The following is a 15,538-nucleotide window of genomic DNA, read 5'->3' as shown; positions in this document are numbered from 1 at the left end:
GGATTTTATAGGTTGAATAAAGCTGGGCAGTTTTTGGGCGAGCTTTTTTACACTAACCGAATGAATTTCATAGAATTAAGCATTCATGCAGATTTCAAGAGATTTTGATGTCATCGTTGTCGGCGGCGGTCATGCCGGCACAGAAGCCGCGCTGGCCGCTGCCCGCATGGGACAGACGACGTTACTCCTGACGCAAAACCTGGATACTTTAGGGCAGATGTCCTGCAATCCGTCAATCGGTGGAATCGGCAAGGGGCATTTGGTTAAGGAAATCGATGCGCTGGGTGGCGCCATGGCGGCGGCGATAGATGAAGCGGGCATTCAGTTCCGGATACTCAATGCCAGCAAAGGCCCGGCGGTGCGCGCAACACGCGCGCAGGCAGACCGCGTGTTGTATCGGCAAGCGATACGCAAGCGGCTAGAGGCACAAGCAAACCTGTGGATCCTGCAATCGACAGTGGACGATTTTGTATTGAGCGGCCATCAAATCACAGGTGTGATCACGCATTTGGGCATCACTTTTTCTGCACAAGCGGTTGTGCTGACAGTCGGTACATTCCTGGCAGGCTTGGCGCATATTGGAGAGCAGAATTTTCAGGCTGGCCGTGCGGGCGATCCGGCTTCGATCAGCCTGGCACAACGATTGCGGGCCATGAATCTGCCGGTTGGCAGGCTCAAGACCGGCACCCCGCCACGTATTGATGCACGGAGCATCGATTTTTCGGTACTGCTCGAACAGCCAGGAGACGAACCGGTTCCCGTATTTTCGTTCTTGGGCGATGCCAGCCAACATCCACGGCAGATACCTTGCTGGATAACGCGCACCAATGCACAGACACATGCAATCATACAAGCCGGCCTGGATCGCTCGCCGCTGTATACCGGCAAAATTGACGGCATCGGACCGCGCTACTGCCCCTCCATAGAAGACAAAGTGGTGCGTTTTGCAGAACGCGATTCGCATACTATTTTCCTGGAACCCGAAGGGCTCGAAGCGAGCGAGATTTATCCGAACGGGATCTCGACCAGTCTTCCCTATGATGTGCAAATCAAGCTGGTGCGCTCGATCAAAGGGCTCGAAAATGCACATATCACCCGTCCTGGCTATGCAATTGAGTATGATTATTTCGATCCGCGGGCACTCAAGCGGTCGCTTGAAACCCGGGCAATCGACGGGTTGTTTTTTGCGGGCCAGATCAATGGTACGACAGGTTATGAAGAAGCCGCTGCACAAGGCTTGCTGGCCGGTTTGAATGCCGCCCGCAAAGTACAAGGGCAGGAGGCATGGTGCCCGCGGCGCGATGAGGCCTATCTGGGCGTGCTGGTGGATGATCTCATTACCCGTGGTGTGACAGAACCCTACCGGATGTTTACCAGCCGCGCCGAATACCGCCTGCAGCTCAGGGAAGACAACGCCGATATGCGATTGACGGAAATGGGCTACCGGTTGGGACTGGTCAATGAAGACCGTTGGCAGGCGTTCTCCCTGAAAAGAGAGGCGATTGAGACCGAAAAAGCCCGGCTGCGCAAGGTGTGGGTGCAGCCGGAAACGCTCAGCAAGTTAAATACGTCTGAGGGCGCGGCAAAACCGGTCGATAATGCCTACACCTTGTACGAGCTGCTGCGCCGGCCAGAAGTCACTTATGCCACATTGATGGCGTTGCCGGAAATCGGTCAAGCCGTCGGCGATGCCATTGTCGCCCAGCAGGTCGAGATCGATGTCAAATACGAAGGCTACATCGAACGGCAGAAGCAGGAAGTCGCGCGTCATGCGCATCATGAATCGACGATTCTGCCGAAAAATATGGATTATCGAAACGTGCGCGGACTTTCCACCGAAGTTCAGCAAAAATTAAATCTGCATCAGCCAGAAACCATTGGCCAGGCTGCCAGGATTTCCGGTATCACACCCGCAGCCATTTCACTGCTGCTGGTGCACTTGAAACGTGGTATGGCATCGACAACCATAACAGGATAGCTGCATGGATTTAGAGAAACGTTTATTGGAAGGCCTTCAGGCATTGCCAGGCATGCCTGCGGATGTGGAGGGCCTGGGGCGCCGGCTGCTGCAATATATCGAGCTTATCGCCAAGTGGAATGCTACCCATAATTTAACCGCGGTCAGAGATCCCGGCGCGATGGTCGCGCGGCATTTGCTGGATAGTCTGGCAGTATTGCCCCATATCAGCGGGCCCAATATCGTCGATGCAGGAAGTGGCGCAGGCCTGCCGGGGATCCCGATCGCGCTGGCACGGCCCGATTGGCAGGTCGTCCTGGTAGAAAGCAATCAGAAAAAAGCGGCATTCTTGATGCAGGCAGTGATTGAACTGAACTTAACTAACGTTGTGGTCAAGTCTCAGCGGATAGAAAAACTCAGTGTTGAAAATAAAATCGATACCGTCATTTCGCGCGCCTTTTCCAACCTCAATCGTTTCGCCCAGTTGGCCAGTGGTTTGTGCAAGGATAACGCCGAGCATTGCCGATTGGTTGCGATGAAGGGGGCTTTTCCAGATTTGGAGCTCATGCAGCTATCGCCCGAGTTCCATGTTGAGCAAATCATTGCAGTGACAGTGCCCGGTCTCAAAGCCAAACGGCATTTGATCAAACTGCGCTGCAACTAGAGGGTGCGCTGCATGCATGCAACCCGCAGCTCGCGTTGTTACAAGGCTATTAACCCGCTGAGACTCTAAATATATGCTCAAGATACTTGCCATAGCGAATCAAAAGGGAGGCGTGGGGAAAACGACCACCAGCATCAATCTGGCTGCCAGCCTCGTCAATTCCGGAAAGCGAGTGTTGCTGGTCGATCTGGATCCGCAGGGAAATACGACCATGGGCAGCGGCGTAGATAAGCGCCCGCTCGATCGCACCCTCTACCATGTGCTCCTGGGAGAACAGGATATCGCAAGCGTTCGGCTATCGGTCGATCCCGGAAAATATGATCTGATTCCCGCCAATCAGGATCTTGCCGGTGCCGAAGTGGAGATGGTGGCACTCGATGCACGCGAAACGCGTCTCAAAACCGCCTTGCAATCCGTTTCCGGGGATTATGATTTTATTCTGATTGATTGCCCACCCGCGCTTAACCTGTTGACGCTGAACGGCCTGTGTGCCGCCCATGCGGTCATGATACCCATGCAATGCGAATACTATGCCCTGGAAGGGCTCAGCGATCTTGTCAACACGATCAAAAGGGTGCGTTCCAGATTCAATCCATCGATTAGAATAGAAGGATTGCTGCGGACAATGTTCGATCCACGCAATTTGCTGGCCCAGCAAGTCTCGGAACAATTACAGCAGCACTTTGGCGACAAGGTTTACCAGACGGTGATTCCCCGCAATGTCCGGTTAGCGGAAGCACCGGGATTTGGCTTGCCAATTCTGTATCATGACCGGCAATCCAAGGGCGCCCAGGCCTATCTCGCGCTTGCAAACGAGGTGTTGACTGCTGCCAGCCAATGATCGGAGGTCTCCATGAAATTTTCAGCGAAATGCATGCAGACCGGAATCATGACTCGTCAATCTTATGCTGCGCCAGTGTGCCCTGCTTGGTTGCCTCATTGTGGAGCATGCGAGTGGCGCGGCAATCCAGCAGCTGCCTTGGCGGCAAATTGCAACGCTGTGGCTGCGCATTCATGAGCGCTGCGCTGGGTAATCCCGCAACTCGCAGGGACTCTGCGGGACGCGAACTACCGCTGCGCCTCAAGCGTTACCAAAATGAACCGTAGGCATATGATTATTTCAAAACGAGTATCCCATGATGGGTGCTATCTAACCAGACACGATAACAATGGCTAAACCAAAGGGATTGGGAAGAGGGCTGGATGCTCTGCTGTCAGGCGATCATTCCGAAACAGAGTCACTGCTTAACCTGGATATCAACTTATTGCATGCAGGCAGATATCAGCCGCGCACTCGCATGGATCAGGCTTCCCTGACCAGCCTGGCTGATTCCATCAAGGCACAGGGCATCATGCAACCGATACTGGTGCGTCCGCTCGTTGCCAGTGGTTACGAAATCATTGCCGGCGAGCGTCGCTGGCGTGCCGCACAATTAGCGGGGCTGGCGCAAATCCCCGCGATCGTTCGCGAAGTGCCGGATGAATCAGCGCTTGCCCTGTCCCTGATCGAGAACATACAGCGGGAAGATCTCAATCCGCTGGAGGCGGCATTGGGTATTCAGCGGCTGGTCGAGGAGTTTGGCATGACGCACCAGACTGCGGGCCAGGCTTTGGGAAGCTCACGCAGTGCCATCACAAACTTGTTGCGATTGCTCAATCTGGCTGAGCCTGTCCAGGAGTTGATCATGCAAGGAAAAATCGACATGGGGCATGGCCGCGCCTTGCTGGCCCTGAGCGCCGAGAAGCAGATCGAGGTCGCACTTCTGATTGTACAGAAACAGTTGTCCGTGCGCGAAACAGAGAGTCTGATCAAGCGCCTGAACCAGCCTTTGGCCGCCGAAAGAAGACAGCATGAGGACAGAGACCTGTTGCGCTTGCAAGAGGATCTTTCAGCGCGCCTGGGGGCGAGTGTTGTGATCAAGCCCGGCAAGAAAGGAGCCGGCAACCTGGTCATACATTACGCTAGCCTTGAGCAACTGGATGGCATACTTTCAAGATTCTGAATGCCGTCAATTAATGCGTATTAGTTAACTAAATAGCATTAATTGTATTGCATTTAAATAATGACAAATTAATATGAGAATTAAATATTGGTTTATCATGATAATGATCGGAGTGCCGGAACAGAGCATCTTGCCAGAGCCATCATAAATTGACCCGTACGCATGACTATATCGGCAAACCTGAATTGAAAGGCATGCAGCCCGGTAGGAATCATCGTCTAATTGAGGGTGCCCAGGCGCACCCGACGCCCAGGCTTTTTTTACGCATACAATTCACATGAGCCGTGCAGCAAGCTGGCAGTGACTGCGACGGCTACTTAGGATGTGGCGTTGCGTAGGCTGCCAACGACGAACGGGTTGGCTTTGCGTCCCTTGGTGTTGGTCGTGACGAAGGATGACGTATCAAATGTGTCACTCACAATGATTCATAGGAAGGAAAAGAAATGAATGTAAATATATCGCTCGAGCCGAGTGCAGCCATGGTGCTGGGAGCACTGGTGGCCGATGCCGCATCACTCGGCCTGCATTGGATATACGATTCGCAACGTATCGCGCAAATAGAAAAAGAAAGCGGATTGGTATTCCTGCCACCCGATGCAAAACATTATGCGGGGGCGAAAGGCTATTTTGCACATGCTAACAAGCAAGCAGGGGAATCATCGGGTTATGGCGAAACCTGCCTGCTTGCGCTCAAACATTTTGCGGACTATCGTTCGTTCGATCATCGCGCTTATCAGCAGCAATTCAGCCTGCATTTTGGACCGGGCGGGCAATATGTAGGGTATATCGATTCCCCAACCCGCCAGACATTACGGGTATTGCAGGCCGGGCAAAATGATGCCTATCCGGAAAAATCCGGCGCCGACGATGACCAGTTCATGGCACTGTCCAGCATCCCCGTCCTGGCGGCGGCGCATCAGGGGAGCGCGGATCAACTGATGGCGCTGGTGGACAGAGTGGTACGCATTACCAACAACAATGATGTGGCGGTCGCGGCTGCGCGCAGCGTTGCCTCTGTCCTGTTCAGCCTGAAAAGGAGGATGCCGATGGGCGAAGCACTTGAACAGGCTGTCCCCCATGCCGGACATACACTTTCGGACTTGCTCACCGACGCAATTGGCAGGCGTCATGAGAGTAGCCTCGCAATCGCGACAGAATTCGGTTCCGCCTGCCATGTCAAGGAAGGGCTGCCAATCGTGTTCCACATTGCCAGCCGTGAACCCGATTACAGGACAGCAATACAGGAGAATATCCGCATAGGAGGAGACAGCTGCGGCCGCTCGATCGCGCTCGGGGCAATCATGGCCGCCTACTGGTCCGGCCAGAAAAGCCAATCCAATGGCATTCCGCTTGCCTGGCTCGCACGCTACCATAACCTGCAGATGGCGGCGGATGCACTGGCAGCAATAAATGGTGATTCGGCCGATCGCTAGAAATCTGTTTGGAAACACTGGACGATCGATGATCACACAGCAGCATAATGCCAGGCTCGTCCGCAGTAGATCAGTCTATTCTCGGATAGACTCCTAGCAAGGCGCGCAGCATCAAGACCAGGTAAACATTGGGCTGGATAGCCGCGCAAAGGCTCATCCACTCACGAAACTGAAAATCATGAAGCCAGATTTTTTCCCGGCCACCGTAATTCAACGTCGGCTGGATCGTTTGGCTGCGAGGCACCTTGCAAGACGGCAAGAATGGTTGGCGAAGTTTGTAGGGTGCACTTGTGCACCGTCAAACACTCTGACCACCTCTAGAAGTCGCATTGCATAGCAAAAACCGGTGCACAAGTGCACCCTACGCTGATGGGATCGTTGCCGGCTCTCCCCAAGGGTGCGCTTGCGCACCGATCAGCCGGATGGTTTCGCGCCTGTTGGCGCTGGTCATAACAGAGATTACCGCTACGAGCGAAGGGTTACTGAAAATGGCTCATGGGCATAAAGCAATATTACCGGCGCAGGATCGTTAGCCACCGCGCGACATTGAGCAGCGTCATCAGCGAAGCGGAGACATAGGTCCAGGCGGCGGCGGTGAGCAAGCGCCGTGCGTGTGGCATGTCCCCTCTGATCAGATAACGTTTTTGTTCCAGCAGCGGCAAGGCACGGGCGAAGCTTGCATTGAGCTCCATTGGCAAGGTGAGCAGATGCGCGAGCGTGGAGGTTCCCAGTGTCAAGAGCCCCCCGGCCATGAAGAGCAGACTGGCAACCGGTGCACGAGTCGCCATTAAAATGACCGGAGCGAGCATGAGTATGGAAGCACCCAGTTTTTCAGCGGGCGCGGCCCATTGAACAAGCCGGGTACGCAGGGCAAGCGGCGGATAGCCATCACGATCCTGGATCGCATGTCCCACTTCATGCGCAGCCACTGTGATTGCAGTCAATGACCGGCCGTGGTACTTATCCGGAGTGAGGCGAACGGCTTTCTCGATCGGATCATAGTGATCGCCCAGCTCGGTCACTTCAACTCTGACAGCTTGTAATGCCGCCTCATCAAGCAGGCTGCGTGCCAATTCCGCACCGGTATAAGGATAGCGGTCATCGGGATGGCTGTACTTGGCCATGGTGCGTTTAACCCAGTAGGATGGCCCCGCGATCAGGCCCAGAAGCAAGACAATTAATATCAAGTAAAACATAACAGTGCTTTAAGGAGAGTTTGACCATTTTACATGAAGCTCAAAATCAAACTGTTTGACTGCCATAGCAAAGCACTTGTTCAGAAAATATAAGCTTTATTAAGAAGCTGCATGGAAACATTGGATGATTGATCATGCAGCAGCATGATGCGTGTCAATACGTACTGCTTGCGCGGCTATCCAGACGCCTTTCGGCGAAATGCGCCGCCGCTGTGGATATGACGTTTAAAAGATAGGCACCAAACGGAAATTCCCAAGCAGCCTCTGGGAGCTTCACTCAGGCCGGTAGTTGGGCGTGCGGCCCCAAAAAAACAGCCGCACTTTGCACCTTATTCCAACCGAGGCATTCAGGATACTGCTTCCATGAACCGGTATTAATGAGCCCTGAGGTCTGTGAGCAGTATTTCCGGCGCGCAAGCGGTATGGTGTATTTCGACTATTTTGTGCCGGGATTGTGCGCCGCGTTTCAGTACGACTTGTTTCAGGGGGACGGCAAAACGCTTGGCCAGGAATTTCAACAGTTGGTCATTGGCCTTGCCGTCGACTGGCGGTGAGTCCAGTTTGATTTTGAGCTCACCGCCATGCAGGCCGACCGCTTCTGTGCGGCGTGCGCCGGGTTGCACGTGAAGCTTGAGGACCAGATGGCTGTTGCTGTCGAGGCAATACCAGTTCATTGAAATGCAAGGGCTACGGTGCGTTGCATGTTGGCTACGACCATCAATAATATTTGCAACAGAATGATGGCGAACAGTGGCGAAAGATCGATATTGGCAATCGGCGGAATATAGCGGCGAAAGATTCCCAGGATCGGCTGGGTGAAGCTTTCCAATACCGGGGCCAGCGGGCTGTGTGGATTGATCCAGGACAAAATCGCCTGGGCGATGATCATGATCACCAGAATATAAAGTGTCAGCCTGAAGAGTTCGATCAGGGCAACCAGTGCGAAACCGATGATGCTGCTTCCGTTGCCGTAATCCTGCAAGTAGCTGGCGCCCAGCAGCATGATGAACTGCGTCAGCCATGCCAGTACGAATGTGGAAAGATCCAGTCCCCGCCAGCTGGGAATCAGCCGGCGCGACGGGCGGACGATGAAGTCGGTGACCGCGACCAGGAATCTGGCAACCGGATGATAATACGGTACACGAAACCATTGCACATAGAATCTCAACAGCAGTGCCAGGGAAAATAAACCGAGTAGAGTGTCCAACAGAAATATCGATATTTGGCTAAGCATAGTTTTTCCGGAAAATTAAATGCGCGTTCCGGCTTCGGTTTGGAAAGACCTGCCGGCAGCGGTTGCGTCGGGCAAGTCTTGCGAGGCTGGAGCGCACATCATTATGTATCAATCGGCTGGAATCGCTCAGGATTCCGTCCGTCCCAAAATCTCTCCCATTTCGAGTGACCGGTCGTAGGAAGCTCGAATGGCGCGTTTGAATGCCTGCTTGACAGCTGACTGCTCCAGACTGAGCAGGGCTTGCTCGGTTGTGCCGCCTTTTGAGGTGACGCGCGAGCGAAGCGTGTTGAACGCCTCGTCACTTTGGGCGGCCAAATCGGTTGCGCCGAGAAAAGTCTGGAGGGTGAGTTGTCTGGCGATATCGGCAGTCAATCCCAATTCGACCCCCGCTTCCTGCATGGCTTCCAGAAAATAGAATACATACGCAGGGCCGCTGCCCGATATCGCAGTGACGGCATCCAGCAAGATTTCTTCATCGACCCATAGGACAGTGCCGACTGCGCCCAGGATTTTCGCGGCCTGTTCCTTTTGTAGGTTATCCACCGTGGGCTGGGCATAGAGGCCGGTCATGCCCTTGCCGATCAGCGCGGGGGTATTGGGCATGGCCCGGATTATGCGCGCATGGTTGTCCAGCCACTGGCTCAGGTGATGCGTGCGGATGCCCGCTGCAATCGAGATGACAAGTTTATTTTGAAGCAGTTGTCTGGCTTGGACGGCCAGGGCCTGCAGTTGCTGCGGTTTGATGGCAAAGACGATGATATCGCTCGCATCAATGCCGTCGGCCAGCACCTCGGTGACAGTAATGCCGAATTGCCGGATCAGGCGCTCGCGGGCGTGGGCATCGATCTCGACGACGCATATGCTCGCAGGCTGGCTGCCGTTCTGTATCAGGCCGCCAATGATGGCGGAGGCCATGTTTCCCCCGCCAATAAAAGTTATATTCATAAGTGATTTCCGCGACTTGTTTGGCTTTGTGAAGGATGCGTCTGCGCTTGCGCACCTTGAAACTGACGATGAATTGTCCCGGCCTGCATGCATGCTGCTGAAAATTGCAGGGCGACATGCACAGGCATCCGTTTACGACTATTTTCTGAATAAATTGATAATGATACTTAAAACGATGCTCACGATCAGCATAGAAGTGATCGGGATGAACACTTTGCCCCGCTGCGTTTCTATCCGAATATCACCCGGCAATTTTCCGAACCAATTCAGTAACCAGGGCGCAAGATGCAGAACTGCCCCGATGATGAGCAATGCGGCACCCGCTATCATTATCCATTTTGCCATCTGTTCCATATTGTTGAATAAGCCTTATATGATACTTTCACATTTTTGGGGATCGATGCACGCCAGGACATGATGTATCGAGCGGGCGGCTTGCAAGCCTGTATTCAGGTTTGATGGCAGCGCCCACATTATGGATCGTCTCGCCATTTCTTTCACGTATGTCCTGGCATGAAATGCGTTATGGTCTCGCTCTTGTGCAGCGATGAGCCATCACCCCGCGCTGGTGACAGTGCCGGCGTCAATGCTCGTCAGTTTGAGGGCGTGCAGGCCGTACCCTGCACGCGGATACTTTTTTGTTGCGAACCGCGTGGACTGATGCGGTAGGGTGCGCTTGCGCACCATTGCAGGATAAAATTTAACGGGAAATGATCCCGGGTTTCATATTTACTACCATCAAAAACCCATGTAGCGCGCATCCCGTTAGGCTATAATATCGAGTTATAGATGAAATTGGCAGTCTTTATCAACACAGGTTTGTATCAGTTTTTCAATCATAATTATTTTCTAAAATGAAACGTACTTATCAACCATCAGTAACCCGCAGAAAACGTACTCATGGCTTTCGTGTTCGTATGCGCACGCGGGGCGGAAGAGCGATCATTCGGGCGCGTCGCGCAAAAGGACGAGTCAAGCTTAGTGTTTAGGTTCAGTTGACTTAGAAAATAGGTTTCGTCGCCTAAGCAATTTATTGTTCACTCAACCACACGCTTACTCGCTGCCCAAGCAGCAAAGACTGCGCAAGGCTATCGAATTTCGGGCGGTGCTGAGAAGCCGGACCATATTCAATGGAACGTTTCTGAGGCTCTATGTGAAACCCACCGATAGCGATTATGGCCGGATAGGTTTGATTGTCGCCAAAAGAGTCGAGCGTGGGGCCGTCAAACGCAATCGGGTCAAGCGTATACTCAGAGAGGCCTTTCGTCGAAACCAGCAAGCAATTGCAGGCCTGGACTGTATTTTTCAGCTGCGGCATCCTTTTTCATCAACTGATTCTGGACGCATCTATCAGGAAGCATCGATGCTTCTGCTTAAAGTCAAATGATCATGAAGCGGTTCGTAATTGGTCTCATCAAGCTCTATCAGTATTGTGTCAGTCCGTTGACGCCGCCTTCCTGCCGGTTTTATCCGACATGCTCGAATTATGCTCAGGAAGCCTTGGGAAAATACGGCTTGGTCAGGGGATTGTGGATGAGTGTCAGGCGCGTACTGCGTTGCCACCCCTGGAATCAGGGGGGGTATGATCCCGTTCCCTGATTCGGAAAAATTGCCAGTTTTTTATTCGTCGCGCGTATAGCGTCAAGTTTGTCGTACTCCTAATCGCCAGATCAAAATGGATACCAAAAGAATCGTATTACTCATCATTTTCTCAACATCGCTGCTGTTTTTGTGGGACGCATGGATAAAAGAGCAGGAGCGTCTCGATACACAGGCCGTTGCTCAGCAAAACGGCGCAGTGACTGGCGGTGTCCAGCCTAGTCAGGATGCGCCACCGGTCCCTGGGGACACGTTGGTCACATCCCAGGCGGAATCGGATACCAGCCAGATACCTGTCGCCGGTAGCCCGACTGAATCCGTGACACCGCGCTTGTTGGCCACGGGTGAGCAAATTCGCGTGGTGACTGACATGGTCATCGCGGAAATCGATACGGTTGGCGGTGATTTGCGGCGACTGGAGCTGCTTCATCATCCTTCCACAGAAAGCAAGGATATTCCCTACGCGCTGCTGCAAAGCCAGGCTTCGCGCATCTATGTCGCCCAGTCAGGCTTGATCGGGGAGGGGATGCCGAATCACAAGACGGTTTACCGGCCGGAATCGGAGCGGCGCAATTATGAAATGACCGCCGGCGATGATGAAATTGTCATCCGGTTGTTTGCTCCCGATCTGGAAGGTGTGCAAGTGGTCAAAACCTACACCTTCCGCCGCAATAGCTATGTGATCGATGTGGGTTTCGAGGTCGAGAACCTGGGCGCATCCACGGTGCGTCCTTTTGCCTATTACCAAATGCTGCGGGATAGCAACCCGCCATCTGGAACGACCATGATGATCCCGACCTATCTGGGGGCGGCGATCTACACGGAAGAAGAGAAGTTCCAGAAAATACATTTCTCCGATCTGGATAAAAACAAGGCTGATTATCCTGCCAATGCCGACAATGGCTGGATCGCCATGCTGGAACATTATTTCCTTTCTGCCTGGTTGCCGCCGCAACAAACGCCACGCGAGTTCTTTGCCAAACGGCAAAGTGACGAATTGTATACGGCTGGCGTCATCACGCCGATAGGTGCGATCGAGCCAGGCCAGGTCGCTCGGACCGCTGTGCCACTGTATGCCGGTCCCCAGGAGCAGGACAAGCTGGCCGAACTGGCGCCCGGACTGGAACTGACAGTTGACTATGGCTGGCTGACCGTGATTGCCGTGCCCTTGTTCTGGCTGCTGTCGTTTTATTATTCCTGGGTAGGCAACTGGGGGGTAGCGATTATTTTGCTTACCATGACGGTCAAGTTCCTGTTCTTCCCCTTGTCCGCTGCCGGCTATCGGTCCATGGCGAAACTGCGTTTAGTGACACCGAAACTGCAGCGCATCCAGGAACAATACAAAGGCGATCGCCAGCGCATGCACCAGGCGATGATGGATTTCTACAAGGTAGAAAAAATCAATCCGATGGGGGGATGTTTGCCGATTCTGGTGCAAATCCCCGTGTTCATCGCACTGTTCTGGACGCTGCTGGCCGCAGTCGAGTTGCGTTACGCGCCCTTTGCATTGTGGATCACCGATCTGTCGACGCCTGATCCTTATTACATCTTGCCCGTGATCATGGGAATTTCCATGTTTGTGCAGACCAAGCTGAACCCCACGCCAACGGACCCCATCCAGGCTAAAGTGATGCAAATCATGCCGCTCGCGTTCAGTATTTTCTTCTTCTTCTTCCCGGCTGGTCTGGTGCTGTACTCACTGGTGAACAATATCCTGTCAATCGCACAACAATGGCAAATCACCCGGATGTATGGTTCGCCGGCTGCCGCTACAACGGCAGCTGCAGCCCCGGCTAAGGCTTCGGAACCGGTCAAGGCCCCGGATCCGGATGAGGCGCCGGAGCCTGCTGCGGCTCCGGCTAAAGCCAAGGCGAGTGACTCAGCCCCGGCAGATAGCAAAGCTGGCGAGAAAAGAACCAGAGGGAAAAAACGCCGGTAAGACTGAAAAGCTCAGCAACCATTTTCAGTAACGCTACAGGCGCAACGATCATCGCTGGCATGGCTCGCCCCAGAGGCTACAAAGCCAAGCCAGCGTGCAGGCATAACGTGCATGCACCCTGCTGAAGATCTCTGGTACGGTAGGGCGCGCGTGCGCACCGTGTAACTGAAACAAGCAGAACAAATGGCGATATCCTCCAATCAAGGAGTAATGCCACAGTCGGCTGTCCGTAGCGGGGGCAATGATATTATCGCCGCGATCGCGACACCGCCCGGTCAGGGTGGCGTCGGAATCGTCCGGATTTCCGGCCCCAATCTTTGCTCAATAGCGACCGCCATCAGCGGCCGGTTGCCCGAACCCCGGCGCGCTGAATTGAGCGATTTTCTTGACGCGCAAGGCGAAGTGCTCGATCGGGGAATAGCGCTGTTCTTTCCTGCCCCACATTCCTATACCGGCGAGGATGTCCTGGAACTGCAAGGACATGGCGGCACTGCCGTGATGAACCTGCTGTTGGATCGATGCCTGCAGCTGGGCGCACGGCTGGCGGAGCCGGGCGAGTTTACCCTGCGCGCTTTTCTCAACGACAAGCTGGATCTGGTGCAAGCCGAAAGTGTCGCCGATCTGATCGAGGCCAGTAGTGCGGAAGCTGCCCGCAGCGCCATGCGCTCCTTGAAAGGCGAGTTTTCCGCAACGATTCAAAAAATGGTGCAGTCATTGATCGACTTGCGTGTCTTGGTCGAAGCCACGCTGGATTTTCCGGAGGAGGAAATCGATTTTCTGCAGTCCGCCCGCGCCATGGAACAACTGCAGATCATTCAGGAACAGCTGGAGCAGGTGCTGCTCGCTTCCCGCCAAGGCAGCTTGCTGCAGGAAGGCGTCAAGGTTGTGCTGGTGGGGCAACCCAATGTCGGCAAATCGAGTTTGCTCAATCAGCTGGCTGGCGATGATGTCGCCATTGTGACCGAAATCCCTGGCACAACGCGCGATACAATCCGGCAGTCGATACAGCTCGCTGGCGTGCCGATACATCTGATCGATACCGCAGGGTTGCGGGAAACCAGCGACATTGTGGAGCAACACGGAATCGCCCGGACCCATGCCGCTATCGAGCAGGCAGACATGGTGTTGCTGTTGGTCGATTGCCGTCACGGATTGACCAGTGCCGATCAAACAGTTCTGGCAGGCCTGCCCGCAAGACTCCCCGTTCTGACGGTTTACAACAAGATCGATCTGTTAAATCAGGCCCCGCGCGTGGAACAGAATTCACTGGGCAAGGCTGTTTATCTATCGGCCAAGCAAGGGGAGGGCATCGAGCTGCTGCGGGCCACGCTGCTCGAAACCGTAGGCTGGCAGGCCAATCTGGCAGGCGGCGGCGTGTTCATGGCGCGCCAGCGGCATCTCCGGGCATTGATGCAGGCAAAAGCAGCACTCGAATGCGCGGCCACCTGGCTGAATGACGCTTGCCAGCTGGAAATGCTGGCCGAAGAACTGCGAATGGCGCAACAGGCATTGTCCTCGATTACAGGAGAATTTACCGCCGACGATCTACTGGGAGAAATTTTCTCAAGTTTTTGTATTGGAAAATAATGATAGCCCGGCTGGTGATTGAAAACGATTTTGATCCATCATACTGGGCGCCAATGCCATGCCAACCGGATCCTGAGTCAATGGTCAGCAAGTTGCCCAGCACCCGGGCATCATCAGGGCACAGTCTATCGCTGGCGAGAAAGCAAGGGGTTGTTCGCCGCACCCGTAACTCGCTGACTCGCATCCGTTCACCACGGCAGGATCTCAGCTTTGCCCAGCTGAAAATCTACTGCCAGGAGGCAGGCCTCACCCTCAACGATAAGTTTGCCACCAACCTGGAGCTGCTCGCCGAAGAGGGTGATTACAACTATGCCGCCTATCTGCTTGCCGACGAGAATGGCAATTCCACCCAAGTGGCCAAGTACTCCGGCACTGTCCGGGTCAACCTTATCGAAAGCAAGGAATATAGCTACTGCTGCCTTTCTCGAGATATAAACAGCGCTGTTTGTGAGTTACACCTTGCGAACACCTGCCGTTGGGAAGCGGCTTCTTCAAAAGTAACTATTCAGCGTATTCTTTCTCTCAGTCATTCTGCAACATAAAATCAGGCAGTTTCCCAGCGAAGAGCAGGGAAAGCGCCTCGGAAGCAGAAACATTATTTTTTCTGCAAGTAGACAGATAACTGCGTACCCGGCAGAAGATATCGGCGCCCTCTTTTGAACGAAAGCAACCCGATATTTTCTGATGCACTTTGATCATCCTGATATCATTTTCGCCTTGATTGTTTGTGAAAGGCACGATGGGATTAGTCATGAATCGCAAGACATCCTGTTCATAAAGTTGAAGACGTTCGAGCAGGTTTCGAGCCTTGCTTCGTTTAACCCGCCCTCGTTGACCTGGTTTTTTTGTTTCATCCGGCGCAGGACATTCATTTTCCGCTTGTTTCAATAAAGCCCGGTAGCGTTGTGTATAATGCTCGGCCTGTTCTGTGGGTAAAACATCTCCTTGTGCTTTAACATCTGTCAGAATGGCTTGCAGCAA

Annotated in this window: 18 protein-coding genes; 11 read left to right on the top strand and 7 right to left on the bottom strand. The window is 53.7% G+C overall.

Annotation, left to right across the window (positions count from 1 at the left end; genetic code table 11):
• Nucleotides 1-85 precede the first annotated feature (85 nt).
• From mnmG to BLV85_RS00595, 5 genes are all read left to right on the top strand, one after another.
• Complete coding sequence (mnmG, locus tag BLV85_RS00615; RefSeq protein ID WP_090411061.1) at nt 86-1,978, top strand: tRNA uridine-5-carboxymethylaminomethyl(34) synthesis enzyme MnmG; 1,893 nt, start codon at nt 86-88, stop codon at nt 1,976-1,978.
• Nucleotides 1,979-1,982: 4 nt separating this feature from the next.
• Nucleotides 1,983-2,621, top strand: a complete 639-nt coding sequence (gene rsmG, locus BLV85_RS00610) for a 16S rRNA (guanine(527)-N(7))-methyltransferase RsmG (RefSeq protein ID WP_090411059.1) — start codon at nt 1,983-1,985, stop codon at nt 2,619-2,621.
• Nucleotides 2,622-2,694: 73 nt separating this feature from the next.
• The gene (locus tag BLV85_RS00605; RefSeq protein WP_090411057.1) at nt 2,695-3,462 is read left to right on the top strand and encodes a ParA family protein; all 768 of its coding nucleotides are present in this window, start codon (nt 2,695-2,697) and stop codon (nt 3,460-3,462) included.
• A 328-nt stretch (nt 3,463-3,790) separates the two neighbouring features.
• A complete protein-coding gene (locus BLV85_RS00600; protein WP_090411055.1) occupies nt 3,791-4,624 on the top strand; it encodes a ParB/RepB/Spo0J family partition protein in 834 nt (277 codons plus the stop codon).
• Nucleotides 4,625-5,067: 443 nt separating this feature from the next.
• Nucleotides 5,068-6,057, top strand: a complete 990-nt coding sequence (locus tag BLV85_RS00595) for an ADP-ribosylglycohydrolase family protein (protein ID WP_090411053.1) — start codon at nt 5,068-5,070, stop codon at nt 6,055-6,057.
• A 70-nt stretch (nt 6,058-6,127) separates the two neighbouring features.
• On the opposite strand, the gene BLV85_RS15020 is transcribed toward BLV85_RS00595, so the two are convergent.
• From BLV85_RS15020 to BLV85_RS00570, 6 genes are all read right to left on the bottom strand, one after another.
• On the bottom strand, nt 6,128-6,301 hold the full coding sequence (locus BLV85_RS15020; RefSeq protein WP_176973877.1) for a hypothetical protein: 174 nt from the start codon (nt 6,299-6,301) through the stop codon (nt 6,128-6,130).
• Nucleotides 6,302-6,569: 268 nt separating this feature from the next.
• On the bottom strand, nt 6,570-7,253 hold the full coding sequence (locus tag BLV85_RS00590; protein ID WP_090411051.1) for a zinc metallopeptidase: 684 nt from the start codon (nt 7,251-7,253) through the stop codon (nt 6,570-6,572).
• A gap of 374 nt (nt 7,254-7,627) precedes the next feature.
• Nucleotides 7,628-7,927 (bottom strand): DUF167 domain-containing protein, encoded by a 300-nt coding sequence (locus tag BLV85_RS00585; RefSeq protein ID WP_090411049.1) that lies wholly within the window; start codon nt 7,925-7,927, stop codon nt 7,628-7,630.
• Nucleotides 7,924-8,487, bottom strand: a complete 564-nt coding sequence (locus BLV85_RS00580; protein ID WP_090411047.1) for a YggT family protein — start codon at nt 8,485-8,487, stop codon at nt 7,924-7,926. Before BLV85_RS00580 ends, BLV85_RS00585 begins: the two co-directional genes overlap by 4 nt.
• A 126-nt stretch (nt 8,488-8,613) precedes the next feature.
• Entirely contained in the window at nt 8,614-9,432 is an 819-nt protein-coding gene (gene proC, locus BLV85_RS00575; protein WP_090411045.1) for a pyrroline-5-carboxylate reductase, read from the bottom strand.
• Nucleotides 9,433-9,570: 138 nt separating this feature from the next.
• Entirely contained in the window at nt 9,571-9,777 is a 207-nt protein-coding gene (locus tag BLV85_RS00570) for a DUF2905 domain-containing protein (RefSeq protein ID WP_090411199.1), read from the bottom strand.
• A gap of 509 nt (nt 9,778-10,286) precedes the next feature.
• Between BLV85_RS00570 and rpmH the strand changes: the two genes are divergently transcribed.
• The 6 genes from rpmH to BLV85_RS15395 all read left to right on the top strand — a co-directional run bounded on the left by rpmH (nt 10,287) and on the right by BLV85_RS15395 (nt 15,099).
• Nucleotides 10,287-10,421 carry a 50S ribosomal protein L34 gene (gene rpmH, locus BLV85_RS00565; protein WP_090411044.1) on the top strand — a complete coding sequence of 45 codons (135 nt, stop codon included), beginning with the start codon at nt 10,287-10,289 and terminating at the stop codon, nt 10,419-10,421.
• A 44-nt stretch (nt 10,422-10,465) separates the two neighbouring features.
• Nucleotides 10,466-10,819, top strand: a complete 354-nt coding sequence (rnpA, locus tag BLV85_RS00560; RefSeq protein WP_090411041.1) for a ribonuclease P protein component — start codon at nt 10,466-10,468, stop codon at nt 10,817-10,819.
• Nucleotides 10,820-10,821: 2 nt separating this feature from the next.
• Nucleotides 10,822-11,031, top strand: a complete 210-nt coding sequence (gene yidD, locus BLV85_RS00555; protein ID WP_090411196.1) for a membrane protein insertion efficiency factor YidD — start codon at nt 10,822-10,824, stop codon at nt 11,029-11,031.
• Between the two features lie 76 nt (nt 11,032-11,107).
• Entirely contained in the window at nt 11,108-12,970 is a 1,863-nt protein-coding gene (gene yidC, locus BLV85_RS00550) for a membrane protein insertase YidC (protein WP_090411039.1), read from the top strand.
• 183 nt (nt 12,971-13,153) lie between these two features.
• Complete coding sequence (gene mnmE, locus BLV85_RS00545; protein ID WP_245725024.1) at nt 13,154-14,557, top strand: tRNA uridine-5-carboxymethylaminomethyl(34) synthesis GTPase MnmE; 1,404 nt, start codon at nt 13,154-13,156, stop codon at nt 14,555-14,557.
• Nucleotides 14,557-15,099, top strand: coding sequence for a hypothetical protein (locus BLV85_RS15395; protein ID WP_218132745.1), 543 nt, complete (start codon nt 14,557-14,559; stop codon nt 15,097-15,099). The genes mnmE and BLV85_RS15395 overlap by 1 nt, the downstream gene beginning before the upstream one ends.
• On the opposite strand, the gene BLV85_RS00535 is transcribed toward BLV85_RS15395, so the two are convergent.
• A partial coding sequence (locus BLV85_RS00535) for an IS66 family transposase (protein ID WP_245725023.1) occupies nt 15,080-15,538 on the bottom strand: 459 nt, incomplete at its 5' end. The two genes, BLV85_RS15395 and BLV85_RS00535, sit on opposite strands and share 20 nt — an antisense overlap.

It is taken from the genome of Nitrosomonas halophila (assembly GCF_900107165.1).
GTDB classification, from domain to species: Bacteria; Pseudomonadota; Gammaproteobacteria; order Burkholderiales; family Nitrosomonadaceae; genus Nitrosomonas; species Nitrosomonas halophila.
Note: the sequence above shows the minus strand (reverse complement) of the source record. Positions and strands in the feature narration are given on the sequence as shown.

Excerpts from the sequence above, each read along its gene's own strand:
- mnmE (WP_245725024.1), top strand. The coding sequence starts at position 13,154 with ATGGCGATATCCTCCAATCAAGGAGTAATGCCACAGTCGGCTGTCCGT.
- BLV85_RS15395 (WP_218132745.1), top strand. The coding sequence starts at position 14,557 with ATGATAGCCCGGCTGGTGATTGAAAACGATTTTGATCCATCATACTGG.
- BLV85_RS00570 (WP_090411199.1), bottom strand. The coding sequence starts at position 9,777 with ATGGCAAAATGGATAATGATAGCGGGTGCCGCATTGCTCATCATCGGG.
- BLV85_RS00590 (WP_090411051.1), bottom strand. The coding sequence starts at position 7,253 with ATGTTTTACTTGATATTAATTGTCTTGCTTCTGGGCCTGATCGCGGGG.
- yidC (WP_090411039.1), top strand. The coding sequence starts at position 11,108 with ATGGATACCAAAAGAATCGTATTACTCATCATTTTCTCAACATCGCTG.
- rpmH (WP_090411044.1), top strand. The coding sequence starts at position 10,287 with ATGAAACGTACTTATCAACCATCAGTAACCCGCAGAAAACGTACTCAT.
- rsmG (WP_090411059.1), top strand. The coding sequence starts at position 1,983 with ATGGATTTAGAGAAACGTTTATTGGAAGGCCTTCAGGCATTGCCAGGC.
- proC (WP_090411045.1), bottom strand. The coding sequence starts at position 9,432 with ATGAATATAACTTTTATTGGCGGGGGAAACATGGCCTCCGCCATCATT.
- BLV85_RS00595 (WP_090411053.1), top strand. The coding sequence starts at position 5,068 with ATGAATGTAAATATATCGCTCGAGCCGAGTGCAGCCATGGTGCTGGGA.
- yidD (WP_090411196.1), top strand. The coding sequence starts at position 10,822 with ATGAAGCGGTTCGTAATTGGTCTCATCAAGCTCTATCAGTATTGTGTC.
- BLV85_RS00585 (WP_090411049.1), bottom strand. The coding sequence starts at position 7,927 with ATGAACTGGTATTGCCTCGACAGCAACAGCCATCTGGTCCTCAAGCTT.
- BLV85_RS00600 (WP_090411055.1), top strand. The coding sequence starts at position 3,791 with ATGGCTAAACCAAAGGGATTGGGAAGAGGGCTGGATGCTCTGCTGTCA.
- BLV85_RS00580 (WP_090411047.1), bottom strand. The coding sequence starts at position 8,487 with ATGCTTAGCCAAATATCGATATTTCTGTTGGACACTCTACTCGGTTTA.
- BLV85_RS00605 (WP_090411057.1), top strand. The coding sequence starts at position 2,695 with ATGCTCAAGATACTTGCCATAGCGAATCAAAAGGGAGGCGTGGGGAAA.
- mnmG (WP_090411061.1), top strand. The coding sequence starts at position 86 with ATGCAGATTTCAAGAGATTTTGATGTCATCGTTGTCGGCGGCGGTCAT.